Here is a 25,003-nt window from a genome sequence, read left to right on the forward strand (position 1 = left end):
CGCGTACCCCTAGGCGCAAAAATCGCCTTCCAGACTTATGAAAGGCGATCGCAATCTTATGCAGTAGATAGTCCCCCTTGGGATAGCAGTCGCGGGGGATAAAGTTGTTTGAGTATCCACCAACCACCCTGACCGATGAGGCGATCGCGCTATTGCCTGATTGGAGTTGAACAACTCCTTTGAAGCGATGAGCGTTTCCCTCTAACTTAACAATTCCAGGTAATCTCGGACGCGGTTGCGTCGCTTCGGCTGCCGCAACTTTTGGAGGGCCTTGGACTCAATTTGACGGACTCGTTCCCGAGACAGATCCAGAGCACGACCAATTTCTGCTAAGGAGTAGGGATGTCCATCCGTCAAGCCAAACCGCATTCCAATTACATCCCGTTCTCGACTGGTTAAATCTGCCAGGAGGTGATGTAATTCCCGATGCAAGGCTTCTTGCATCAACTTTTCTTCGGGAGAGATATCATCGGTTTCGAGTAAATCTCCCAGTTCCGTATCTTTTTCCTTGCCCACCTTCGTTTCCAAAGAGACAGACCGAGGAACGCGCAATAACACTTCCCGGACTTGTGCCGGAGTCATTTCTAATTCCTGGGCAACATCTTCAATGCTGGCCGTTCGGCCTTTTTCTTGGGATAACTTCCGCTGGGCTTTTTTAATTTTATTGAGCTTTTCGGTAATATGAACCGGCAAGCGAATGGTGCGACTTTGGGTGGCGATCGCCCGGGTAATCCCTTGACGAATCCACCAGTAAGCATAGGTGCTAAATCGATACCCTTTGGTTGGATCGAACTTATCCACTGCCCGTTCTAAACCCAAGGTTCCTTCTTGGACTAAATCCAAGAGCTCTAACCCTCGGTTTTGATACTTCTTCGCCACAGAAACCACCAAACGAAGGTTGGCCTCAATCATGTGTTCCTTGGCGCTAATTCCTTCAGATTGGGTGCGTTCCAGTTGCTCCACCGTCATAGAGGCAAGGGCCGCCCATTGGCGTTTCCCGACCGCTAAAATCGGCTTAAGGTCGCTGACTTGCTCTCCGGCTTCTGCGGCCCACCGTTCTAAGGACGGTCGATGTCCTAAGAGGGAGGCGAGGCGATCGCGGGTGTCCACGAGGCGAACATACCGTTGCAGTTCTGGATTTTCCTCAGTAGCGGCAGCATCACGCATCTCTTTGATCTGCATATAGCGCTGCACTTTCTGGGCTTCTACAACCTCTTCTTCTCGCCCCAGCAACCGCACGCGGCCAATTTCCTGGAGGTATAACCGAACCAGGTCAGTGGTACGACGAGTGGGGGCTTGAGAGATTTCAACGGTGTCCACTTCCTCCATTTCCAGTTCGACTGCAAACGGATCGGAGCTCAGGTCTATCTCATTGTCCTCGGGAGCATCAAGCTCGAAGTCGGAGGGCAATAATGGATTATCGTCTTCTGTATTAGGGTAAAGAGAAATTCCTGGCATGGTGATCTTCTCAGCGTCTCCAGGTGATCGGTGGTTCGCGGTTCTTGACTGCTTTGTTATCAATATTCCCTCGATATCAGACTTCCTGTCACATCTGACCGTTCCGTTACATAACGTTACTATCAGTTATTAGGTGAGTTACTTAAGGGATTTAACGGTTTAATTGCATGAACAAGGCTGCCCCTGTTCAGTGAATTCACCGTTCCTGAATTCGCAATATTTTACATCAAACAGCAGGGTTTTGGAGAAAACAGAAAAATTCCTTTCCCTGAACCCTACTTGCAAGTATAGAAAGTATTACCTCAAGTTGAGGTGACTTCTATCAGCCCCTTCGTTAATTTTCATCACCGATCGCCACCGTTCCGGATCACGGGGGGCTAGAATTGAGATCACAAAATCGCCGATTAAGTTGCCCATTACTCAAAGTCAGAGACATTACTCGGGCTTGATATCCCGCAGCATCAAGGCTTCAACCGCATCTTTTGGGGTAATTTGGCCTTCGAGTAACTGATGGACCTGATAAGAAATTGGAACGGAAATCTCCAAGCTTTTAGCCCGTTGAATTAACACCTGAGTCGTATTCACCCCTTCCGCCGTCCCTTCTAAATTCGGGAGAATCTCAGTCAGGGTCTTGCCTTGCGCCAGTTGATAGCCAACTTGATAATTGCGGCTCAGGGGGCTGTTACAAGTCGCTAGTAAGTCACCAAGTCCTGACAATCCATAAAAGGTTTCGATTTGGGCACCCCAATGGGTACCAATGCGAATGATTTCAGTCAGTCCTCGGGTGAGTAAAGCGGCTTTAGCATTAGTACCTAGTTGCAGACCATCACACACCCCAGAGGCGATCGCCATGACATTTTTCAGGGTCCCTCCGAGTTCGACTCCCAAGGGGTCCGGATTGGTATAAACCCGAAAGTTGCTGGAAGAAAAAACGGCTTGTACCAAACTAGCGGCAGTTTCATCGTGACTCGCCACCACCGTTGCGGCAGGTAATCCCTGTTGAATTTCCTTGGAGAGATTCGGTCCCGCTAAAACTACCACCGGGCGATCGGGAAATGCCTGTTGCCAAAGTTGGGCTGCCGTTGCCGTCGTCTGCGGATCCAATCCTTTGGTTGCCGTGACGATAATGGTATCCGATGCAAGACCAATGGCTTTAACTTGGGACAAAACTGAAGCTACGCCTTTCATGGATACCGCAGACAGGAGAATATTTGCGCCGGTGACAATCTCCTCTAAGCTGCGATCGCCACTGCGAGACCAATATTCCACCTGATGACCATTTTGGGTCACTAACTGTCCCAAAGTCCGCCCCCAAACCCCAGCCCCCAAAATTCCGAGGGTCTGAGGTTTCGTGGCGGGGAAAGTCGGCATATTATCCATCAGTTTTCCTCAATCCTTCCCCGACACCATTTGCCGGTTGCGGCTATTCCCCCGAGGATACCGTTCCATCAATGCCCGGACTTGTTCAGCATGATAGGAACTACGGGTCAAGGGAGAGGCGACCATTTGTAAGAATCCCCAGGACTCCCCAAGCTGCTGCCATGCGGTAAATTGCTCTGGGGTGACCCAATTCACCACCGGCAGATGTTTCGGGGTGGGTTGCATATATTGCCCCAAGGTTAAAATGTCGCACTCCACCGCGCGTAAATCTCGCAGCACCTGTTGAATTTCCTCATCGGTTTCCCCGAGTCCGAGCATGATTCCCGATTTGGTGTACAGTCCGGGAGCCAGTTGGCGCGATCGCCGCAATAATTCTAAACTTCGCTCATAGTTGCCTTGAGGACGTACCCGGCGATACAAACGCGGTACGGTTTCAGTGTTGTGATTGAGAACTTCCGGTTCGGCTTGTAAAATCACCTCTAAGGCTTGCCAATTTCCACAGAGGTCCGGGATTAACACTTCGATGGTTGTGCCGGGGGAAGCGGCCCGAACTTCCTCAATACAGCGCCGGAATTGGTCCGCCCCTCCATCGGGCAAATCATCTCGATTCACAGAGGTAATCACCACATGATTCAAGCGCATTCGCCGTACTGCCTCTGCTAACCGCACGGGTTCCGTGGGGTCTAGGGCCTGGGGTTTTTTCTCAAAATCAATATCGCAGTAGGGGCAGGCACGGGTACAGGCTGGCCCCATAATCAGGAAAGTAGCGGTCCCGTTGTGGAAGCACTCTCCGATATTGGGACAGGATGCCTCTTCACAAACGGTATTGAGGGCTAAATCCCGCAATATTTCTTTAACGTTGCCGACGCGCTCCCATTGCGGGGCTTTGACCCGCAGCCAATCTGGTTTTACACTCACGCTTACGCCCTAAAATTTTTTTGAAGACTTCCTCTTTATGATACTGGCCTAGGGTTCAACTCGCTCGCCGGTGCGATCGCCCTCAGCAAGCTTTTTCCAATCATCGACTAGAAACTACTTGACAAGTTGGGCAAGTAGGACATAGAGTGATAAATGGTCATAAATTACGGGATGTGGCGCAGCTTGGTAGCGCACTTCGTTCGGGACGAAGGGGCCGCTGGTTCGAATCCAGTCATCCCGATTTTAGGTTCAGAAATTTCTATCGAGGCGGGTTAATCCATCAAGGGTTAAGGGCCTTTCCGGTTGTCGGCGATCGCTTAAGATCCTCGGCAACTCTTTTTTTAGGGCGATCGCCGTTCTAAAATTCTTTTGGTAAAGATAATTCTGGCAAAGCGTCTTCTTTGCGTCAGGATGATGAGGGAGAATAATTACAACGGACAAGACTGACGCAAATCTTAGGATTTCATCGGATAGCTTCTGTGTTTTTCATGGACTGCTACTGCATCGCCGACTAGAAAAACAAGGGATGCGTCAGTCTTAAAGCAATTTAGATGATTCCTCAACTCCCCATAGCCGTGAATTGAGAAAATATATCACCCTGTTCTACTAGGTCCCCGAGACATGGCATCATGAACCAACCTGTCTTAATTTCCACTGCTTTAGGCTTAAGTACACCGGATGTTGAGGCGCTCATCCAAGGGGCTACCATTGCTGCGGTGGCAGAAATTGTTTTGGATCCGGGACAAGAATTTGCCCTCTATTTCCGTAATGATTTTAGCCCCCAACTGCCGTCAGAGTCCTCGGATCAACCCACGGAAGTCTCAGAAACCGTGAAGATAGCGGCGATCGCCCGGTGTGAAGGAGGCCAAACCATTACAGACAGAAATTCTTTGCCTACCCTATCTCGATTAACCTTGTGGAACCTAGAAGACTTAGAGGAAATTCTCCAGAATCAGGGTGCTATTTTTCTGGCTCATTTGCGGGTTTATCGACTTCCTGGGGCGATCGCCTTAGCTTGTCCTCTGCCAACCCAAGACCGGATCGGAACCCCGATCGCCTTACCCGTAACCCTTGCGGTAACTGATTCTGTGCCGGTATTGAGCGATCGCACCTTTGCCTACCGCCGTTCACAACTGGAACAGTTCCTCATCCCCCTGCATCCGGAATTAGATGCCTTGCAACGGGCGATCGCCCAACTTGCTCGTTCTCAACCTACCGCACAAAACCTGGATGATGATTTGCAACAGTTTCTCGGGTTTGGAAATCCGGTTCCCGTCCCTTCAGAGGACCCGGATTTAACCTGGATTAAGACGATCGCCTCAGTGGGTAATTCTCAAGACGCCCAGGGGTTTGTTAAACTGGTGCGCCAAGGGTTGCTGAAATTAGGGTTTAACGGTCCCGAACTTCTTCCTAACGCCCTGATTGTCGAGGAAGGATGGGATTTTTATTGCGAAACGCCTTATCTTATGGTAGGACAGTGTAACGCTAAAAACCCCAAAACCGCGATCGCCGACAATCCCGCTCAACTCCTAACCCGGGCTGCAAATCATCTCGGAACCGAACGATACGAACGAGCTATTAAATGGATCGTCGCGGCTGAAGAGTTAACTTTGGATGGGCTGAACGTGGCAATTGAAAATCAGATGAATGTCATCCGTCCCGAAACCTTGCAAAGTTTAGTGCACTTGCAAGCTCAATATAAAGGGTCCGTAGACTTGCTGAAATTAAAACAGTGTTTGCGGCAAGACCCGTATGGATGGGCTGATGATAAAGTGAATAGTTATATCGATAAAGTCAAAGAATCCATTGAATTGCGATCGCGCATTATCAAATTGGTTAAACGACACTTAGAGAATGCCCGCTTAGAACTGGCTGGGGTAGAAGCACTCCATGCTTTATATGTGACTTCCCATCCTCATCATTTTATTCCCTTAAGAGAAATGCACGAAATTTTAATCGAGCTTTCTTCTCCCCTCACGGGATATTTAGGAAGAATCAAAGGCAGCGACTGGCAGAGCGATCGCTTCTATTATTTGCGCGATTTATCACGGTAGAATGGTGGGACTCCTTATGAATATTTTTCCTAAACCCTAATCATTCCAATGGAAAAAATCGCTCGATATCGGGGATGTCTTCTCGGTTTAGCCGTGGGTGATGCGGTGGGCACTACCTTAGAATTTAAGAAACCGGGGACCTTTACCCCCATCACGGATATGGTAGGCGGGGGGATTTTTCACCTCAAACCCGGAGAATGGACTGATGATACTTCAATGGCTTTATGTTTAGCCGAAAGTCTGATTGAAAAATGCGGGTTTGATCCGGTTAACCAATTAGAAAAATATTTAATGTGGGAGCAAACCGGGTATTTCAGCAGTACCGGAGAGTGTTTTGATATTGGGAATACGGTGCAACAAGCCCTAGGGCGGTTTCAGGAGACGAGACAACCGTATTGTGGGGCAACAGATGCCAGAAGTGCGGGGAATGGATCTTTAATGCGGTTAGCACCTATTCCCCTATTTTATGCGAACAATCCCGAGGTGGCGATCGCCATAGCAAAAGATAGTTCACGCACCACCCACGGCGCAGCAACTGCCGTCGATGCTTGCCGATATTTTGCTGGATTAATTATCGGTGCAATCCAGGGTAGCAGTAAGGAAGAATTACTGGTTCCTCACTACAGTCCCGTTCCTGGATATTGGCAAAAACATCCCCTCGTTCCAGAAATAGCTGAAATTGCAGCGGGTTCTTTCAAAACCCGCCAACCGCCAGAAATTCAAGGAACGGGTTATGTGGTGAAATCTTTAGAAGCAGCATTATGGGCTTTTTATCACAGTCAATCGTTTGAACAGGGCTGTTTATTAGCGGTTAATTTAGGGGATGATGCGGATACCACGGGGGCAATTTATGGACAGATTGCCGGGGCATTTTATGGGGAATTGGGCATTCCAGAACGATGGCGGCAACGGTTAGCTGATGCAGAGTTAATTATTTCTTTGAGCGATCGCTTGTTTGAGTTCTCCCAGTCTATTGTTCATCCATCAAAGTCATACCCGGAAACGATTTGAGTCGTTACTACACCCGAAGAACTTGATTTTTTCCCGGTTCAACGTCCCGACTTCAGTTGTTTTTTTCCTATTTTATAGGGCGATCGCCTGTTGGTGTTGGCAGCCTCTTTACCCTGATGCAGGAGGTTAACCCCCGAGAAATGACTGAAGTCGTGACTACAAACGAAAAACTTAATTTTTCTCCGGTTCAACGTCCCAATTTTGGTCGTTTCTTATCTTTCCCCCCAATCTTACTCCGGTAGTCCTTTTTGGTGGGGCAGGTCAGGGATCAAGGCTTTCTTATCCCTCGACTAGGCAAAGTGGCATCACCGAGAAAATATATCAAATTGTTAAGTTTTATTAAAAAAACCCCTATTTCCTCAAAACGGTAAAATATAATACAGAAATAGAGGGAAATGCAAAAAACGCCCCCTCTCCCAACTTTAGTAAATTCACTTAATTTAGAACAGGAACAAAGATATGAAACTCACTTATCGGGGAATTGGCTACGATTCGGAACCCCAAAGCTTTAATCTCATGGAGGCGGAAATTGGGGGAAAATATCGGGGGAATGAGTGGCAAGTGCGCTATCCCCGGCATATTCCAGTCCCTGCCACTTTAAAAGAGTTAACCTACCGGGGTGCTCACTATCAGGTGGGGGAAGCTGCCACTCCCCCAATGGCAGAAGTAACGCCCAAAAGTGGACGGGTACGGCCCCTGATGGATGCTCAACCGGGAGATAAAGTCATGGAAGAGGTTGCCAAACTTCACCGCAATAACATTTGTCGGAGTTTAGAACGCCGGATGCAAGCGGCAAGGATGCTGGGGAATGAAGACTTGATTGAACAGCTACAAATGGAATCCCAGCAGCTCACCTGCTCCCTTTATTAAGCTGTTCTAGGGGTTGCGCCGCAGCCAGATCCCACGCAAACCAGCGGCGATCGCTCCTTGATAATCATCTCGATAGCTATCGCCGATGTGCCATGCGTCAGATGCTGCACAGCTATGTTTTTCCAAACCCGCCGCAAAAATCGGCGGGTTTGGTTTTGCGCACCCTACAACGGTAGAAATGGTAACGGAGTCAAAAAATTGGGCCAGATCCAATGCCTCTAAGACGGAGTAAAGTCGGGAGTCAAAATTTGACAATACTCCGAGTGGAATGCCTTGAGCGTGCAAGGATTCGAGGGTAGGGCGAACATCGGGATACAGGAACCAAGGGTCAGCGGTGGCAAAGTAATGGTACAGTTGCTCAAAAAAGGCTGAAAAATCGGCAAACTGATGGAAGACTCCGGCGCGTTTGAAGGTATCCGAGGCGATCGCCTCCCACCACTGAAATTCCAGGCGGGGAATCTCGGTTTCCGCAACTCCCGGAAATGCCGCCTGTTCTGTGGCGGCAAAACTATCAAAAAATGCCTGATTTAACAGGCGATCGTCCACTTCCACCCCAAAGCGACGGGCAAAATTTCCATAAGCTGCGCCGACACTGCCCCGCACTCCAAAAAGGGTACCGGCGGCATCGAAAAAAATTACCGAAGGCTGGGACATCAGGTTAGGCTAACGGGGTGAACCGGATTGAGATAAAAACTCACGCACAGGCTGAGTAATCCAATTTAAGCCGACTTTAAGCTGATGGTCAAATGTGGGCATTCGATAGAGATAGGCTAAACGCCGTAAGAGGTGGGCCATTTGACCATCTAATTTGACGCCTAATCCGGTTAAGGTGGCATTATCAATTCCCAAGGTCATCATTTCTCCTAATCCTTGATATTCAAAGGGGAGAAGGGGGCGATCGCTCAGGGAGGCCCAGACATTCCAGGCGGCATAATCCGCTTGCTGCATTGCCGCTTGTGCCGTGGTGGGGACTGGTTGTCCACTGGCATCGAGACAATAGGCGAGGTCCCCGATCGCAAAGAGTTCCGGATGATCAATCGCCTGTAAGGTCCGCGTCACTTCGACTTGACCCCGTTGGGTATGTTTCACCGGGAGGGATTGCACCGCTGCTGCCACTTGGGTTCCCACGGTCCAAACCACCAAATCTACTGGAATTGGGTCTACTTGTCCTCGATATAACAAAGAAATCGTATCGGCGGTAATTTCTTCGGTGCTGGTTTCTAAATCAATCCAAATTCCCCGTTCTTCTAGGGCTTTGGTGGCTGCTTCGCGATTAAATTCCGTGGAGGTTCGCAGAATTTCTGTTCCCATTTCCACGAGGCGTAGACGACCTCGGGTTTTGAGGCGATCGGCTAGTTTACAAGCCAATTCCACCCCTGAATAACCGCCACCGACGACGGCGATGCGGATTTTGTCTTTGTCCGATGCTTCTAAGAGGCGCAGTCGTTCTTCCAAACGATAGGCATCAGCAATGGTGCGGAAGGGGAAGGCATAATCGGCACATCCGGGGACTAAATTTAAGGGGGTTTCTCCACCGAGGGCCAAAATTGCGCGATCGTAAGTGAATTCTACTCCATCCTCTAAATGAACCTGTTTGTTTTCGAGGTTGATGTCAGACACAGTGCCTTGATGGAACCGTACTCGGGTATTTGCTAAGAGTTCAGCAAACGGGGGTGCAATTTCCCAGGATTGTAATTCTCCGGTGAGCAACTCGTAGAGGAGGGGAGAGAACAAAAAGCGATCGTTGTTATCAATTAAAACAATTTCGGGGTTTCCCGGCGGATTCCAGGGTAACTCGCTCAAGCGCAAAGCGGCATACAGACCGCCAAATCCGCCGCCTAGGATACAAATTCGTGCTTTTTTTGTCATACAAGTGCGCGATCGCGTCGGTTAACAAGATAGTCTTTTCCACGATAGCAGGGCGATCGGCCAGCGTGGGGCGATCGGGCCGAATTGAACCCATGAGAATCACATCTTGCCGGAATGAATTTAACCCTTTCCTGAGTCTTTTCTCCCTCAAGGGTTAAATCCTGGCTCAAGTTGCGTTCAATTTCCGGACCAACCGATATTTTATCCGCAATCAAAATACAGGTGCTACAAGAGATTTACAGCATCTTTGTACCCCGAAGTTTGCCCCCCCATTCTTTGATTATGACCGTAACTAACGACCAGCCGAACTCCATTTTTCTGGAAATTGACAAGATTTGTCCACTCTCGGAAGTGGCTAACAATCACACATTAACCTGTCAGATTCAGCAGCGCTTAACCGAGTTGCAATTACTTACTCCTCCCGTTGATGGTGTATTTGGGGAACTGACCAATGCCGCCTATCAACGCTTTCAGAACCTCAACGGGATTGAAGAAGAACAAGAAGCCCTGGGTCCCAAAACAATTACAGCCCTGATGAATGCTCAGGTTCAAACTTTATCGATCCCCCGAATTTCCCTACAAATCATCACGAAAACGATTTTTAAAACTTTACCTCTGCAATCTTCTGTACTCACTGCCAATGAGCAATTTAGTGTAGAAGTTGGTCAAAGTTTTACCTTAGCTAATTATGAACCGGGCCATCGCGGTCATTACCGGGTTACCTTCCAAGAAGCGATTCGGGGTAATCGAGTCTGGTATGCCTTTGAAGAGCACGTTCAACTGATAGAAGGAAACCGCACCCTCACCCAACCCCAGCCACCGGCAGCATCGGTGCAATTAAATGTGCCTTTTAAGTCTCAGATGGATAACTATTACAATCCCAGCGGTGCTTGTAATGTTACCTCGATCGCCATGTGTTTGGAATATCTAGGCGTACCCCGTTACGATAGTCGCTATCGCCAGATGGAAGATGAGTTATATCGGTGGTGTCTCGATCGCGGATATTCCCGCCATGAACCTGAAGATTTAGCCCGTGTTGTCCGAGACTATAAACGCAAAGATGACTTTACCAAGTGGGGAACCATCGAACGCTGTCAACAACACTTGCGCGGTGGCAATCCCTGTGTGATTCACGGCTATTTCACCAGCTTTGGTCACATTATTGTATTAGTCGGGTTTGACGCTAACGGATTTATCGTTCATGACCCTTATGGCGAATGGTTTCCAAACGGTTATCGAAATGACGGGAAGGGTGCCTATCTGCGCTACTCTTACAACTTAATCCGCCGCACTTGTATTCCAGATGGACAGTTCTGGGTTCACTACATTAGTCGTTAAACCCAACCTTGTACATCGGGTGAAACTTCAAACACGGAATTCTTTGATTCCGTGTTTTTTTTCGGGTCAATTCAACCTCTACAGCTACTTAACTGAGGAAACTTGAATCACTCAATTCACCCTGATTCTCACTTATAAGAGATAATAAAACTGCCAATGGGTCAGCGATCGGGTTAAATTTAGACCCTCAGTCCGGGCACTCAAACACTGGAACTCAGGGGTTGGGGATCAGCAACTTAATGCCCTAAAATACCTAAAAAATCACGAAAATTCTAGTTTATCTTAGGGCTTCTTCACGGTAAATTTTCCGTTGCTCTGTTCCCGTCCTAGAGTCTCCAGAAGCCTTGAAATTGCTAATCCCCAGCTAGAGCTGGAGAGAAAATTTTCAGATTAAAATCAATGAATTGGCTACTGTTCCGGCTCATTTCGCTCAGGGTTCATTGAGATAGTGCTAAAATTAGATAGGTGTTCTCCCCTAGCGGTTAATTCACTGAAGTTGACTAAAATTGGATAATTTTCTTATCTTCAGAAAGTAACTTAAATCACTCTAACATAAATAGTTCACTTTTTAACCGCCTCCGACTAAAGAGACTCACCCAGACTGCTCATTACTCTGTTTAGGGAGGCCAACCTACAACCGAATCAAAAGTTGCACCCAAACCCTAGAGATGTCTCAAGGGATGTCATAATCTGCTAATTTATGCAGGCATTTTAGGCTATAAAACCGAATAGGTACTGACCATTAACCAGAACAACAAGGAAAAATAATGACCGTTTTTATTGCTTTAAATGACAACAATACTCTCGTCGCTTTTAACGCGAATAATCCGGCCCAGACCGCCTCAGTGCAAGTTACAGGAATTGAGGGGACTTTACTAGGGATTGATACCCGACCGGCTAACGGTTTGATTTATGGAATCACAACCACCAACAATATTTACTCCATTAATCCCCAGAGTTTAGGGTTTACTATTGATGCTAATGGAGCATTGAATAATACCATGACGCCGCCGACCGTGGCTGCTACATTGGTCAGTACCTTATCCCAACCCTTTGAAGGGGGAACAGTTTCGGGATTTGACTTTAATCCCGTTCCGGACCGCCTGCGATTAGTAGGGGAAAATAATCAAAATTTCCGCATCAATGTTGATACTGGAGCAGTCCTTGTTGATGGTACTCTAGCATTTGCAGCAAGCGACCCCAACGGGGCCGTTGATCCGACTATTAGTGCCTCGGGTTATACCAATTCCTTTGCCGGAACCACTGCAACCCAACTCTACAATATTGATACGCAACTGAATACCCTGTTACTGCAAAATCCTCCTAATGATGGAACTCTCGTTACTGTTGGGAATTTAGGGGTGGACTTTGGTAATTTGGCAGGGTTTGATATTGTTTCAGGGATGGCCGGGGAAAATGCGGCTTTTGCGGTTGCAAACTCGATGCTTTATTCTATTAACCTCACCAATGGTCAAGCCAGTAGCCTAGGGATGATTGGGGGGAATACTGGCTTAAATATTCAAGGGTTAGCAACTGTACCTCCTTCTACATTCCGAGATACGATTACGGGAGAAACGGAATTTAACCCCGCTCAATATTTGGCTTCTCATCGCGATTTAATTACAGCGTTTGGCTATAACTTAACGGCTGCTAGTCAACATTATGAAAGTTTCGGGATGGCAGAAAATCGAGCCTTGGATACCTTTGATGAACTGCGATATCTGGCTTCTTATGGGGACTTAATTCAGGTCATTGGGTTTAATCCCCAGTTAGCGACCGAGCATTTTGTTGTCTTTGGGGCTTCGGAAGGGCGAGTTACCAATGTGTTTAATCCAGTGAATTACTTGAATAATTATGAGGATTTAAGGTCGGCTTTTGGCAATGATGTAGTTGCAGCAACTCAACACTATATTCAAAATGGATTTAGTGAAGGTCGCGTTTTTTAGATTCACTTCGTGACTTTGAAACAAAATAAACTATTCAAGTCGTTGCTAGGAACATCGAAGCATTCACTGAAGTGATCCGATGGTTGTAGTAACGACTTGAGTCGTTATCTGGGTGTGTAGGAATCATTAATTGCGGCCATAAAGCATAGTTTTCTGTTTTTGAGGGGTGATACGGAATCCGGTAGTTATAGGTCTGTTAAAAGGAGCGCCACGGAGGGGACCCCACCCTAACCCTCCCCTTGCAAAGGGGAGGGGACCGGAAAGGAAATTAAGACGACTTTTGATAACCGGATTTCGTATGAGGTCAATGGTTTCCGGGCCGATCGCCAAGGTGGAAGTGCTGGATCTGGAGGTTCCGGGGGCCTCGGCTTGAGGGGCGATCGCAGCAGTGGGGGTGATTTGCGCGGTTTGTTCTGCCGAATTTAAGAACCCGTAACCGACTCCAGCTAAAATCAAAACGGTGACAAATTAAGAACGGGCTGATATCCAGTTTTGTTAGCTAGGGTTTTAAAGTTTTTAGGATGAAAGACAAGGATTGACTGATATCTTAAGAGATAGGCCAAAAATCAATTTAAGTCTATCTTTTGCTAAATTTTGTTATTAAGTGTAAACGGTTGGGTTAACTTTTGGAAGGGTCATGAATAACAATGGATAGTAATACTTTATTTATTGTCAAGGTGATGGTTGCCTCAGCCCTGGTTTCTGCTGCGATCAAATACGGGGGGCCTCTGCTGGCGATTCCCAATACCCCAGCGATCGCCTTATTCCTGGTTTGTACACCAACCGCGATCATGTTCGGGGTCCTGAGTTGGCGACTGTATTTCCAAGATCCACAGAATTAAAGGGGCTGGGGTTTCATTGGCCCGGTTGAGTTACAGCACGGGAGTATGGGGTGCGATCGCCACTGAACAAAGCAGTTGAGCGCTTTTAAGGCGACAAGACCCAGTTGAGGCTATATTGAGTATCAAGTACAATCCCTGGGGTCAATCTGCGGAAGATTGGAACCCCGGATTTACGGTCGAAACAAAGCGGGGTCAGCGGAAATAGCTTAGATGGGAGGGAGCGATCGCAGTGAATTTAGGTCAATGGCTGGGCTTATTAGCCGTTTTTATCTCTTTCTATATTCTCTGGCAAATTCGAGAAATTTTATTGCTGCTATTTGCCGCAGTTGTCCTAGCGACGGCCTTAAATCGACTCGCGCGCCGGTTGCAATGGTTTGGCATCAAACGGGGTTGGGCCGTCATGGTTTCCATTCTCCTGTTACTCCTGGTATTGGTGAGCTTTTTTTGGCTGATTGTGCCTCCCTTTGCCACTCAATTACAGCAACTCACTCAACTCCTGACCTTGGGATTTGCAGAAATCAATGATTTAATTTATAAAGTTAGAACCCAAGTCCCGCCCCAGTTGAAGCAATATTTACCTGATGTTGAGAGTATCATTCAACAACTCCAACCTTTAGCTAATCAATTAGTCGGAGGTGCGGGGGCAGTCGTAGGCGGAACTTTTGGGGGATTATTAAGCTTTTTATTAGTCTTAGTTCTAGCTTTAATGATGGTGAGCAGTCCTCAAGCTTACCGAAGTGCTTTCGTGAGAATTTTTCCCTCGTTTTATCGATGGCGAGTTGATGGAATTCTCGATCGCTGCGATGTGGCATTAGGCGGATGGCTGATTGGCATTCTGTTTAACATGATGGTGATTGGGGTATTAAGCTGGATTGGTCTCTTAATTTTGGGTGTTCCCCTGGCTTTAGCAAATGGGGTATTAGCAGGTTTGTTAACCTTTATCCCCAATATTGGACCAGCTTTAAGTGCCATTCCACCGATGGCGATCGCCCTGCTGGATGCCCCGTGGAAATCCCTAGCGGTGCTGGCTTTATATATTTTCATCCAGCAATTAGAAAGCAATGTTTTAACTCCTTATGTGATGGCCGAGCAGATTTTTTTACTGCCTGCCGTCACCTTAATCGCCCAAGTCTTTTTTGCCTCTATCTTTGGCTTTTTAGGGTTATTTTTAGCCCTGCCCTTAACCTTAGTGCTTCAGGTTTGGCTTCAAGAAACGTTGGTGAAAGATATATTAGACCGATGGCGCAAACCCTTTGCGACGAGACGCCCAAGACGATTGGGGGCCACCCCGGCTGACACCCCCGCTGAAACCGAATCAGTGCCGTTGTTGCCATCGAGTCCAGATCTATCCATCCTAGACTATGACCCTTGGGACGATCGCTCCCAGGGAAGCGATCCTAAACTGATTCCCCCAGAGGTCAAATCGGGACGCGACTTTCAGGAAGAACCCCAACCCGAATAAGACCAAAATCCCCTTAAACGGTTGTTTTTTACCCAAATTATTGTCTTAAAATTGGCCTTTATAGCATTTACTCACCAATCGAAATCGGGGAGGAATTCGTTAAAAGTAATCAAAAATTTATCCGCATAAATCCCGATATTAGAGAACCCAAGCTATGCGAACAATTGCCGAAATTAATGACAAAATCAGCAAAAAGAAAGCAGTTGTCTGGACTGTAGAAGAACTGAAAGCGCAGGTTTTGGAAAAGGGCATCCCGGCAGTGACAAAGGAAGTCGATGTAGTGACAACGGGCACCTTTGAACCGATGGAGTCATCTGGGGCGATTCTGAACCTGGGTCATACCGACCCCCCGATTAAAATTCGGCGCTGTTGGTTAGATGGAGTTCCCGCCTATTCGGGGTTTGGGGCGGTGGATTTGTATTTGGGGGCGACGGAAGTCGCGGAAGCCCAAGATGGAGAGGAAATCCGAGAACGGGGTGGGGGGCATACGATCGCCGATTTAATTGCAGGGAAACCCATTCATCTGCGGGCGATTGGGCAAGTCACCGATTGCTATCCCCGGGCTTCCTTTGAAACGACCCTGACCAAGGACACTATTAACCAGTTTTATTTATATAACCCTAGAAACTTATATCAAAATTTTATTGTAGGAGTGAATGGGGGCGATCGGCCTTTGTTTACCTATCTCGGTCCCTTACAACCCCATCTCGGGAATGCTGTCTATTCTAACCCAGGCGCTATTTCCCCGCTGCTCAATGACCCGGAACTCGACCTGATTGGTCCGGGAACCCGGATTTTTTTAGGGGGTGGAATTGGGTATGTTGCTTGGGAAGGAACTCAGCACTTTCCCAAGCAAAAACGCCTACCGAATAAGACGCCCATAGGCCCTGCGGCCACCTTAGCTTTAATTGGAGATGCCAAACAAATGAATCCCCGATGGGTGCGGGGTTGCTACTTCCACAATTACGGTCCCTCCTTAATGCTGGGCGTCGGGGTCCCGTTACCTATCCTCAACGAGCAAGTGGTCCTGCACTGTGCGGTGCAAGACCAAGATATAGTTGCCCCGATTGTGGATTTCTCCATCCCCCGCAGGGTTCGTCCGACCTTTGGTTTAGTCAGCTACGCCCAGCTTAAAACGGGTCGGATTACCCTGGAAGGCAAACCCGTGCGGACGGCACCTCTAGCCAGTATCTTCTTTTCCCGTCAAGTTGCCTTGGAATTAAAGCAATGGATCGAATCTGGGGAGTTTACCCTAACCGAACCTGTTATCCCTCTGGCGATGGACCGCTCGTTTTTACCCCAAAATTTGTGGGGGTCTCAACTCAGGTTGGAATAATCCACCTGGAGGGTTGTGCAGAGTCAAAAATTCCGCTGAGGGAATTCAAAACCAACCCTAATCAACGGTTTATTCCTGATTTTGGGGTTTATTACGCTTAACGGGTTTGGGAAGCGGATCGGTTCGGGGTGCGGCGGTTTGCTGAACCGTCGGGCTGGGGACTGGGCGTCCAGAGCTCTTGTAGGGGCGCTTACTGCCGCCCGGTTTACCCCCTTTCCCTTTAAAGGGCTTTTTCTTTTTAGGTGCAACTGATCCCATATCGTTCCCCTGCTCAATCAGCAGAGAATTTTCCTGACGCTTCACGTGTAAGTCCCAGAAATGACCGACGGCTTTTCCAGGTAAAGTCCCCTCAAGCTGTAACTTGAAAAACTTAGGTTTAGTGTCAGAATCTTTCGGGCTTTGCTTGATTTTAACGACGATATACTGCTCGTCCTGAGATTGAAAAATGACCTCCCCACGAATGGAAAAATAGCCATCTTGAATCTCTAACTCGCTCGGTTCTTGCGTTGCAGATGACCCTTCGGTGACTGTCGCGGTTGCTTCGGTCGTCTGGGTTGGGGATTCGGAGGAGGCGGGGGTTAGTTTTTCCGGCTCCCATACCCCCATAATTTGCACGTGCAAGGTCTTTTCTTTCTGTCTAGTGCGCGGATAAACCACCCAGAGGTGATCTTCTTCATCGCTCAGATGATTTTTGACCAAACTCATCACTTTACCCAGTAAAACCGCATCAATTGCGGTTCCTTCTGGGGTGATTAAATTGCCTCGGGTGAATTGTTCTTCCGAGGGTTGATAGCGACCGGCGACCAATCCGATCGCCCGATATTGCTTCGGTTCAGAAGGCAGGGGAATCGGATGAGGCCGTATCACTGTGCCGTCCGAATCAGTGGGTACAGCCTCGCGATCGGGCAGTTTATTGGATTCGGTGACCGATTTCGGTTCCGGTGATTTTGTCGGAGGGCTAGGGGAGAAGTCGGGCGGGGTGGCCTGAACGCTAGGATCGGGCTGGCCTGCTTCTGGAGTATTAGCGGAGCTTGGGAATTGATTGGGAGAGGAATTCATAAAACCTCCTGGCGGCGGAGACACATCCGGTGACAGCTAACTTGAAAAACGCTTTATGATTCTAAACCTGAATTTGACAGGTTCTATAGAATTAAGCTCGTTGCATCCTGACTTAACATAAGGGAGGAACCCACCCCTGATCCGAAGATAGGGGCTTGCTTTCCATCAGGCTGCTGATTTTACCTAAAATGCAAGGATGCTAGGGCCAAATCCGCATGGTTTCTGCTTTTTACTGGCTCGCAGAGCATTCATACCCGTCAAATCTAGTCGATCTGGGGTACGCTCTGTCAATGCTTGCTCGTGACGTAATGCCGGAAACTAGGGTTGTTTAATGCGGATTGGCGTTAAAACGCACTCCTGATCAAGATAGCATTGAGTCGGCTTTTCTCGCTTTGGGTTGGTGGATAGAGGGGCGATCGCGACTCCATCGCATTCGTGAATATCCCCAGTCTCAATTTAGGGTTACGGACCCCTGAATGAGTCTGGCAATGATTGTGGGTCTAAGGGTCACCTCTGCACAATAGAATCAGGATTTTGGGATCAGAACCGGACTCTCGGTTGCCCGGTGTCTGCAAACTCCGCTACAATCATCACCCCGATTCAAAGGAGTTCATTCTTTTAGGAATCTCTGCGGTTACAGCCGATGTTGATTAAAATGTGAATAGAGTTAGAGGTTTTATAGTGTCAGAAAAGCTGGGGCGATGGAAGTTGTACGTCTTGATACTGGGGCTAGTTGCCTTTGTGGGAATTGGTCTGGCACCAATTATTACGCCGCTTGTCAATGGGGTGATGGGAGCTGCACAAACCACTTCGTCTAACACACCAGCAACCCCAACAACAACCCCAAATTCGCAGCAGGGGGAGTTGGAAGCTCAAGCTCGGGGTTATGAATTAGTGGTGCAACGGGAACCGAATAATGAGACCGCCCTGCGCGGACTGTTGGAGACTCGACTCAAGTTGCAAGATATCCCCGGGGCGATCGCCGCTTTGGAAAAATTAGTGGCCCTGAATCCCGAACGCACCGATTATGCGGTTCTGTTGGCCCAAGGGAAACAACAAGTCGGCGATCGCGATGGGGCTTCTACGGTCTATCGGTCAATTTTGGAAACCCAACCGGGTAATATTAATGCCCTCCAAGGTTATGTCAATCTTTTGCTGATGGAAAACCGCCCCGAAGCGGCGATCGGGCTGCTTGAGGATACCCTGAAAACCGCTCCCCAAGCGAATCAAATTCAGCCGGGAAGTATTGATGTGGTTTCCGTCCAAGTGATTTTGGGCCAAGTCTATGCGGACCAACAGCGGTATGAGGAGGCGATCGCGGTTTACGATGAAGCCATGAAAGCTGAACCGGAAGATTTTCGTCCCATCTATGCCAAGGCGATCGTCTGGCAAAATCAAGGGAAAATGGCTGAGGCTAAACCCCTATTTGAAACGGCAGCTAAATTAGCACCGCCTCAGTATCGGGATCAAATTCAGCAACAAGCGCAACAAGTCGCCCCAGCGGTTCCAGCAACCCCACAACCGGAAGCGGCCCCAGAAGTTGATTCTACACCGGCACCGGAAACTGATTCTACCCCAGCACCGGAAACTGATTCTACCCCAGCACCGGAAGGCGATTCTACCCCAGCACCAGAAGCTGAGTAGTATTTAGAGAAGGGGCAACATTAGTCGCCCCTTCCTTTTTTACCCTTTTCCCAGGGAAGCAATCCCGAGGTTAATTTAGTGGCTAAAATTCCTTTAACTCCATTTGGGGGATTATTCATTCTAGTGGCGTTTAAACTGGGTCAGATGAACCCGACAGTGGCGATCGCTAGTAACCCCAAACCTCCATCCCCCTCAGAACCGCCGGTTCATCATATTGTCTTAATTAAACTCCAGCCTGATGTTACCCCAGAAGAAATTGAACAAACGATTGAAGATAACCGCCGGTTAATCAGTGCAATTCCCGGAGTTTTAGAAGTCTCTTTAGGACCCAAAGCCCGAGATGACCGCGATGTTCATCTCAAAGATTATAACCTGGGACTCTATGTTAAACTCTCTCAAAATGCTGATTTAGATATCTACGGTCCCCATCCCAATCATCAAGAATTTCTCCGCCGAAATCGCGCAAAGATTGCCAACATTCAGGTTATTGATTTCTATGGAGAATGAGTAATACAAACTCAGGTTGTAACAAGTCTTTTGTCTCTAATTAGCCCCCGCAGGCGGGCTTTGTTTGTAAGGAGTTTCATCGCTTTTATAGTGGTCTTCCAGAAAGGGACTCTTACTTCCAAACGCCTATCGGATGAGCTCCCTTAAGAAAAGATTTGAGTCAAGGAGCCAGTTTGTGGCCGCGTCTCCCGTTCGCCATAGTCTCGGATTTGGTCCCACTCCCAGTCCATCGCCACTGCTAGTCTTAGGGTCAGACCGTTGCGGAACAAGACATAGGAGGTGTTTTCCTCGACCACATCGGCAATCAGCCGGTTACGGGTATCGCCTCCCAGCCCGTCTTCTGCCGCCTTCCACCATTTTGTACCGGGACTCTCAAAGCGCGGGTCTGATAATATCTCCTCAGACCAAGGGTTTTGGTGGTGCCATTTCCATTGTTCTTTAATCGCTTGAATCAGCCCAGCACTCGGATATTCGAGGGGCTTGTTATCGGTTCGTTCTCGATAGATTGCCCACAGGATAAAGGCTTGCAGAATGCTTTCAAAATCCTCGAAACATTGGTCCACCGCTTCTACCACATCCGGGCGGCCTAGGTCTACCCGCAGTCCTTTGAGCGCGTATTTGTACTTGCGGAATATCTCTTGTTTGGCTTGTTCTTCGTCTAGGTAATCCATTTGCTGTTTCTTGGAATTAGCCTAATACTTGGGAGTGATTTTATGAAAATATATCTCAATTTTATTTCAAGTTTTAACTAAAAAATGTAACTAGATTTACCATCATTCATGATATTTAAGGATTGATTTAATTAAAAAAATAAGACAAAAAACCGGGTTTCTATCTCAAATTTGTGGCTTTGTTGCCAGAGATAAAGTCAAGAAACCCGGTTTCTCATCGCTTAGGGAAGGGAAGCTTATAACGTGCACTCCTGAATCCATCAAACCTGAGCGTTTAATACTTCCGTTCTTTGGGCTGGAACTGAGTAATGGTTACGGGTCGATAGCGAATATCCACACCGGCAGGAGAATAATAGGACAAGGTGTGTTTGAGGAACTGCTCATCATCGCGATCGGGATAATCTTCGCGGAAATGAGCGCCTCGGCTTTCCTGACGGTTGAGTGCACTGGCTAAAATCAATTGTCCAACCACCATTAAACTGCGTAATTCTAAGGCTTCAATAATTTCTGTGTTCCACAGTTTGCCTTTATCATCTAAATAAATCTGCTGATATTGCTGTTGGAAGTATTCTAACTGCTTTAACCCTTCCCGCATCAGTTCATCAGTCCGAAACACGCCGCAGTGGTCACTCATAGCATCCTGGAATCCCTGACGAACAGCACCAATGCGGTGAGTTCCAGCCAGATCGAGGAGAGATTGCAGTTCCTGTTGAGCTTGTTGGAGGTAGGGGCGATCGTCGAGGTCTGGCAACTTGCGGGTTTCCACATAGCGGGCGATCGCCGCGCCGGTTATTTTCCCATACACGACACATTCCAGTAGGGAATTACTTCCCAGGCGATTGGCACCATGTACGGACACACAGGCACATTCCCCTGCGGCAAAGAATCCTTCCACCAACCCATCAGGACCGCTGCGGACCTGGCCCTCGGTATTAACGGGAATGCCTCCCATTGAATAATGGCCTGTGGGACGCACAGGCATCGGTTCATAGACGGCATCGACCCCTAACAAACGGTGGGCTTCTTCCCAACAGAAGGGGATCCGGCTCATAATTTTTTCCTGTCCCATGTGTCGCAGGTCCAGGAAAACACAAGGCCCTCCGGGACGACCATCGGGATAGACCCCTCGTCCGGCGCGAATTTCCCGGGTAATCGCCCGAGAAGTAATGTCACGGGGGGCTAATTCCATGCGACTGGGGGCATAGGTTGCCATAAAGCGATCGCCCTCACTGTTAATTAAATAGGCCCCTTCCCCACGCACCGCCTCCGAAATCAACACCCCCACCGGATACAACCCCGTCGGATGGAACTGGACGAACTCCATATCTTGTAACGGCACCCCTGCCATTGCCGACATTGCCAACCCGTCCCCGGTAGAGGCAAAGTCATTGGAGGTGGTATTAAACACCCGTCCATATCCCCCAGTGGCAAACATCACCACTTTGGCGCGCACCACTTCCAGGCGACCATCGAGAATATGGTACATGACCAATCCTTTGGCTTGTCCCTCTTCCAAAATCAAGCGCATGACGTACCATTCTTCATAGACCTGGACTCCATAGCGGCGCAGATTATTCACCAGTTCGTGCAACATGGCATGACCTGTTTTATCTGCGGCGTAGCAGGTCCGGTTATGGGAATGGCCCCCAAAAGCCCTTTGAGCAATTCGCCCATCGGGTAAGCGGGAGAAGAGTACACCCATGTGTTCAAGGTCAATGACCACATCGGGGGCTTCTTTAGTGAGTAGTTCTACGGCATCTTGATCCGCTAAGTAGTCCGACCCTTTGACGGTATCAAAGGCGTGGGCCTCCCAGCTATCCGTCGAATCGACGTTTTTGAGGGTGGCGGCGATTCCCCCTTGGGCGGCAACGGAATGGGACCGAATCGGATGGGTTTTGGCAACTACGGCGACATTGATGCTGGGATTAATGCGCCCAATTTCCACTGCGGCGCGACACCCGGCCAGTCCGCCCCCGACGATAATGACGTCATGTTCTATCATGGTTCTCTTAGCTCTCGTTGGATTGATGGGATCTCAAGGTGTTCTGGATTGGTTCTGGATCTATCTTCCCACTCAAAAAAAATTCCCTCCTCAAAGGTAGGGAAGTTTTTAGAATCGCTCAGTCGATGGCTGATTCGCGTTTGAGGATGAACAGGGCAGCATTAAAGATTTTAAGGTTAACCCGTGGGCTTGTCCCTCAGTTAGGCTAACTGGCTGCTTGGGCGGGGTTCGAGTTGGGTGCAGTTCTAGAACTTGATTCCGCCGGTTCTGTAGAGGTTTCGACCGGGTTCAGTTCGATGTGATTGAGCAAGGTGGTGACGAAGGCAAAGAGGAGAAAGGGCAGGGAGAGTACGACGATTAAACCCACTGTAGCGAGGGCAAAGATTTGACGGGCGGTACTCCACAAGGCGAGGGCGGAGGCTAAACTCAGGAAAATCACAATCAACCAAATGATGATTTGTCCGTAGATATCTCCAAAGGTCAGGGTGCAGACCAATCGGTATTTTTTCAGGTTATTCATTAATGGGTTTCCTCGAAAACTATAGATTTAAGATCAGAGTAATATGCTGTCTCTGTTTTAATAGATTTTTAAAGATTTTTGAAAGATTCGCAACATCACTTTACAATCGGGGTTTTTGGGTTAGCGGCGATCGCCTGTTCTGGGGTTGGTTCGGGTTGAGAGGGCGGTGATCTCAATGCCCAGCCAGCTTTGAGGGGCGATCGCCTCGGCAGCTTTCCTCGGTTTTGGCCGCTCTGACGGGCGGCTTGGCATCTAGTGTTTGGACATGAGCAACCCTAGCCGTTTCCTTATTCTAGCGGAAATCTGCGGATTGGATGTCATCGAAATTAGATAAGAATTCAGAAGTGAGTCATTCTTCCGATGGAGGGGAAAGGAGTCGAGTTTGTGAAGCTAGGTTCATGAATTAGGGTGAACTAAGGTTAAGTAATCTAACAAAAATGGGACCAAGTATAAAAATTTTACTAAGAAATCCTGACATTAGCATAAAGTGAGTTATTTTAAGGAACAACAGGTCTAGCAAACCGACTCTATCTCAACCCGGAAATGTTGCGGTAGCTATCGAAGGGATTTTCAGTAGACTTCTTGCCAACTTGTCAAAAGCCGATTGGCGTTTTTAAGGGGGGTTGGGAAATCAATCCTTTTTTTGCAAGAGGTTTAGTAGGTCTTCACTGATAAAAAAGACCCTTTTACAGGAATTGATCGATGAGGAGATTCTAATGCAAGAAGGACCGTTTCATGAGTTACCTGAGATCAATCCCACGAACTTGAACAGTGATCAAACCCCATTAAATCGAAAGGATAGTGTGTCAACGGAATATGAAGAGGGGGGACAAAACTATGAATATTGGAAGCAGGAAGGCGATCGCTTGCGGGTAGCAAAAGCCTATCTCGAAGCGATCGCCGCTTATGAATCGGCTTTACTCCAAAAACCCACAGCCTGCTATGCATGGCAACAACGGGGGGAAGTCCTCAAACGCTTACACCGCTACGAAGAGGCGATCGCATCTTATCGCAAAGCCCTAGAAGTTAGCGCTAATCCGATCGCCCGTTATCAAGCCTGGAATGGTTTAGGCGCATTGTTCTTTACCCTTGAACGTTATGAGGAATCAATCTTTGCCTATAAACAAGCCCTTGCTCTTTGTCCCAATAGCATGGGATCCCCTCAGATTCTGGAAATGGAAGGCATTGCTTGGTCGAGATTAAATCGCTATTTAGAAGCCCGGGATTGTTATGATCGCGCCTATCATAAAGCGGTAGAAATTTCAGACCGAACGATTAAAAAAAAACAATGACTAGACTGCCCCCTGATTCCCCAGTAATCTCGGGTTCAATGAGGGCAGTTATTGGATTGAATTGTCCAGGCTTTCATTCCCCCTTGGGGATGCAATCTAATCTTAAATCTTGTTAATTTGTGGGATTTTAAAATTCCCCCTACGGAAACCTCCCCTTACGGCAGAATTACATTTTCTGGCACGCCGTCTTTTTTCTCCCCTCGGAGGAACTTAAAAGGCCAAAAAGCGTTATAGTTACTTGGACACTTTAACCTTAGCTTTTATGATGAAACCCCTTCAAAAAACCATCGCTACGACTGTAGGCTTGAGTCTCCTGTTTTGGTCTACCCCCTCGTTAGCAGACCAAAATTTGCGCTTGACTTGGGTAAGCATGGATGAGACAAACCAGGATGGATGTGTGCGACAAGCAGTGGAAGCGATGAAATCCTCCGGCTTGAATAATGTGGAAATCCAGGATAATGAATTAATCGAGGGCGACACCAGCGACTTGGAAGCGAAAATTATGTGCATTCAAAGTGGACGAGAACTGGTAGCTGCGATCGCAGTTGCCAGCGATAACTCCAGCGATGCACGAAATATTCGGGGTCGCTTAAGAGATTACATGAGACGTTAAGCCAACTGCTTTAAACAATAGCCAAATTTCCTGACCTATGCCCGCGCAAGCGGGCTATTTTTTGCCTTGAATCAAGTTATCACTCTTTTAGCACTTTAAGAAACTAAAAATAGTCTGGGTAAATTTTGCTTCCGTAACTGGAGTTTAGACTAAGCCAGTGACACGAAAGCAATAAAGAGGGGAGCCCGACTTGCATCTAGGCTCCCCTTGG

At 48.1% G+C, this 25,003-nt stretch carries 23 protein-coding genes and 1 tRNA gene; 13 read left to right on the plus strand and 11 right to left on the minus strand.

The window, feature by feature from the left end; translation table 11 throughout:
• Nucleotides 1-201: 201 nt before the first annotated feature.
• The 3 genes from sigC to lipA all read right to left on the minus strand — a co-directional run bounded on the left by sigC (nucleotide 202) and on the right by lipA (nucleotide 3,756).
• Nucleotides 202-1,458 (minus strand): RNA polymerase sigma factor SigC, encoded by a 1,257-nt coding sequence (gene sigC / locus NG796_RS22395; protein WP_261209361.1) that lies wholly within the window; start codon nucleotides 1,456-1,458, stop codon nucleotides 202-204.
• A 435-nt stretch (nucleotides 1,459-1,893) separates the two neighbouring features.
• Nucleotides 1,894-2,838: an NAD(P)H-dependent glycerol-3-phosphate dehydrogenase gene (locus tag NG796_RS22400; protein ID WP_261209362.1), complete on the minus strand. Its 945-nt coding sequence runs from the start codon at nucleotides 2,836-2,838 to the stop codon at nucleotides 1,894-1,896.
• Nucleotides 2,839-2,847: 9 nt separating this feature from the next.
• Entirely contained in the window at nucleotides 2,848-3,756 is a 909-nt protein-coding gene (lipA, locus tag NG796_RS22405) for a lipoyl synthase (RefSeq protein ID WP_261209363.1), read from the minus strand.
• Nucleotides 3,757-3,923: 167 nt separating this feature from the next.
• Between lipA and NG796_RS22410 the strand changes: the two genes are divergently transcribed.
• Nucleotides 3,924-3,997: transfer RNA gene (locus NG796_RS22410), tRNA-Pro, on the plus strand.
• Between the two features lie 8 nt (nucleotides 3,998-4,005).
• Here NG796_RS22410 and NG796_RS22415 read toward each other — a convergent pair.
• Nucleotides 4,006-4,197: a hypothetical protein gene (locus NG796_RS22415; protein WP_261209364.1), complete on the minus strand. Its 192-nt coding sequence runs from the start codon at nucleotides 4,195-4,197 to the stop codon at nucleotides 4,006-4,008.
• 188 nt (nucleotides 4,198-4,385) lie between these two features.
• Between NG796_RS22415 and NG796_RS22420 the strand changes: the two genes are divergently transcribed.
• From NG796_RS22420 to NG796_RS22430, 3 genes are all read left to right on the plus strand, one after another.
• Nucleotides 4,386-5,810, plus strand: a complete 1,425-nt coding sequence (locus tag NG796_RS22420) for a DUF1802 family protein (RefSeq protein ID WP_261209365.1) — start codon at nucleotides 4,386-4,388, stop codon at nucleotides 5,808-5,810.
• 48 nt (nucleotides 5,811-5,858) lie between these two features.
• The gene (locus NG796_RS22425) at nucleotides 5,859-6,821 is read left to right on the plus strand and encodes an ADP-ribosylglycohydrolase family protein (protein ID WP_261209366.1); all 963 of its coding nucleotides are present in this window, start codon (nucleotides 5,859-5,861) and stop codon (nucleotides 6,819-6,821) included.
• Nucleotides 6,822-7,280: 459 nt separating this feature from the next.
• On the plus strand, nucleotides 7,281-7,691 hold the full coding sequence (locus tag NG796_RS22430; protein ID WP_261209367.1) for a DUF4278 domain-containing protein: 411 nt from the start codon (nucleotides 7,281-7,283) through the stop codon (nucleotides 7,689-7,691).
• Between the two features lie 6 nt (nucleotides 7,692-7,697).
• Here the strand turns inward: NG796_RS22430 and NG796_RS22435 are convergent, their stop codons facing one another.
• Together NG796_RS22435 and NG796_RS22440 are read right to left on the minus strand one after the other, a co-directional pair.
• Nucleotides 7,698-8,345, minus strand: a complete 648-nt coding sequence (locus NG796_RS22435; protein ID WP_261209368.1) for an HAD-IA family hydrolase — start codon at nucleotides 8,343-8,345, stop codon at nucleotides 7,698-7,700.
• Between the two features lie 9 nt (nucleotides 8,346-8,354).
• Nucleotides 8,355-9,560, minus strand: coding sequence for an NAD(P)/FAD-dependent oxidoreductase (locus NG796_RS22440; RefSeq protein WP_261209369.1), 1,206 nt, complete (start codon nucleotides 9,558-9,560; stop codon nucleotides 8,355-8,357).
• Between the two features lie 282 nt (nucleotides 9,561-9,842).
• Here NG796_RS22440 and NG796_RS22445 point away from each other — a divergent pair, with 282 nt between their 5' ends.
• From NG796_RS22445 to NG796_RS22465, 5 genes are all read left to right on the plus strand, one after another.
• Entirely contained in the window at nucleotides 9,843-10,898 is a 1,056-nt protein-coding gene (locus tag NG796_RS22445; RefSeq protein WP_261209370.1) for a C39 family peptidase, read from the plus strand.
• A 767-nt stretch (nucleotides 10,899-11,665) separates the two neighbouring features.
• Nucleotides 11,666-12,844 (plus strand): DUF4394 domain-containing protein, encoded by a 1,179-nt coding sequence (locus NG796_RS22450; protein ID WP_261209371.1) that lies wholly within the window; start codon nucleotides 11,666-11,668, stop codon nucleotides 12,842-12,844.
• A 647-nt stretch (nucleotides 12,845-13,491) separates the two neighbouring features.
• Nucleotides 13,492-13,686 carry a hypothetical protein gene (locus NG796_RS22455; RefSeq protein ID WP_261209372.1) on the plus strand — a complete coding sequence of 65 codons (195 nt, stop codon included), beginning with the start codon at nucleotides 13,492-13,494 and terminating at the stop codon, nucleotides 13,684-13,686.
• Between the two features lie 229 nt (nucleotides 13,687-13,915).
• Nucleotides 13,916-15,148: an AI-2E family transporter gene (locus tag NG796_RS22460; protein ID WP_261209373.1), complete on the plus strand. Its 1,233-nt coding sequence runs from the start codon at nucleotides 13,916-13,918 to the stop codon at nucleotides 15,146-15,148.
• A 154-nt stretch (nucleotides 15,149-15,302) separates the two neighbouring features.
• Nucleotides 15,303-16,484: a homocysteine biosynthesis protein gene (locus NG796_RS22465; protein WP_261209374.1), complete on the plus strand. Its 1,182-nt coding sequence runs from the start codon at nucleotides 15,303-15,305 to the stop codon at nucleotides 16,482-16,484.
• 69 nt (nucleotides 16,485-16,553) lie between these two features.
• Here NG796_RS22465 and NG796_RS22470 read toward each other — a convergent pair whose 3' ends face one another.
• A complete protein-coding gene (locus NG796_RS22470) occupies nucleotides 16,554-17,543 on the minus strand; it encodes a hypothetical protein (protein ID WP_261209375.1) in 990 nt (329 codons plus the stop codon).
• A 681-nt stretch (nucleotides 17,544-18,224) separates the two neighbouring features.
• Here NG796_RS22470 and NG796_RS22475 point away from each other — a divergent pair.
• Entirely contained in the window at nucleotides 18,225-19,187 is a 963-nt protein-coding gene (locus NG796_RS22475) for a tetratricopeptide repeat protein (protein WP_261209376.1), read from the plus strand.
• Between the two features lie 78 nt (nucleotides 19,188-19,265).
• Nucleotides 19,266-19,694, plus strand: coding sequence for a Dabb family protein (locus NG796_RS22480; protein ID WP_261209377.1), 429 nt, complete (start codon nucleotides 19,266-19,268; stop codon nucleotides 19,692-19,694).
• Nucleotides 19,695-19,837: 143 nt separating this feature from the next.
• On the opposite strand, the gene NG796_RS22485 is transcribed toward NG796_RS22480, so the two are convergent.
• From NG796_RS22485 to NG796_RS22500, 4 genes are all read right to left on the minus strand, one after another.
• Nucleotides 19,838-20,365 carry a hypothetical protein gene (locus NG796_RS22485; RefSeq protein ID WP_261209378.1) on the minus strand — a complete coding sequence of 176 codons (528 nt, stop codon included), beginning with the start codon at nucleotides 20,363-20,365 and terminating at the stop codon, nucleotides 19,838-19,840.
• A 274-nt stretch (nucleotides 20,366-20,639) separates the two neighbouring features.
• Complete coding sequence (locus NG796_RS22490; protein ID WP_261209379.1) at nucleotides 20,640-22,367, minus strand: succinate dehydrogenase/fumarate reductase flavoprotein subunit; 1,728 nt, start codon at nucleotides 22,365-22,367, stop codon at nucleotides 20,640-20,642.
• 205 nt (nucleotides 22,368-22,572) lie between these two features.
• The gene (locus NG796_RS22495; RefSeq protein WP_261209380.1) at nucleotides 22,573-22,887 is read right to left on the minus strand and encodes a hypothetical protein; all 315 of its coding nucleotides are present in this window, start codon (nucleotides 22,885-22,887) and stop codon (nucleotides 22,573-22,575) included.
• Nucleotides 22,888-23,007: 120 nt separating this feature from the next.
• Complete coding sequence (locus NG796_RS22500) at nucleotides 23,008-23,139, minus strand: hypothetical protein (RefSeq protein WP_261209381.1); 132 nt, start codon at nucleotides 23,137-23,139, stop codon at nucleotides 23,008-23,010.
• Between the two features lie 464 nt (nucleotides 23,140-23,603).
• Here NG796_RS22500 and NG796_RS22505 point away from each other — a divergent pair, with 464 nt between their 5' ends.
• Together NG796_RS22505 and NG796_RS22510 are read left to right on the plus strand one after the other, a co-directional pair.
• Complete coding sequence (locus tag NG796_RS22505; RefSeq protein WP_261209382.1) at nucleotides 23,604-24,179, plus strand: tetratricopeptide repeat protein; 576 nt, start codon at nucleotides 23,604-23,606, stop codon at nucleotides 24,177-24,179.
• 262 nt (nucleotides 24,180-24,441) lie between these two features.
• On the plus strand, nucleotides 24,442-24,792 hold the full coding sequence (locus tag NG796_RS22510; protein ID WP_261209383.1) for a hypothetical protein: 351 nt from the start codon (nucleotides 24,442-24,444) through the stop codon (nucleotides 24,790-24,792).
• The last annotated feature ends 211 nt before the right edge of the window (nucleotides 24,793-25,003 follow it).

Source organism: Laspinema sp. D2d, assembly GCF_025370755.1.
GTDB lineage: Bacteria > Cyanobacteriota > Cyanobacteriia > Cyanobacteriales > Laspinemataceae > Laspinema.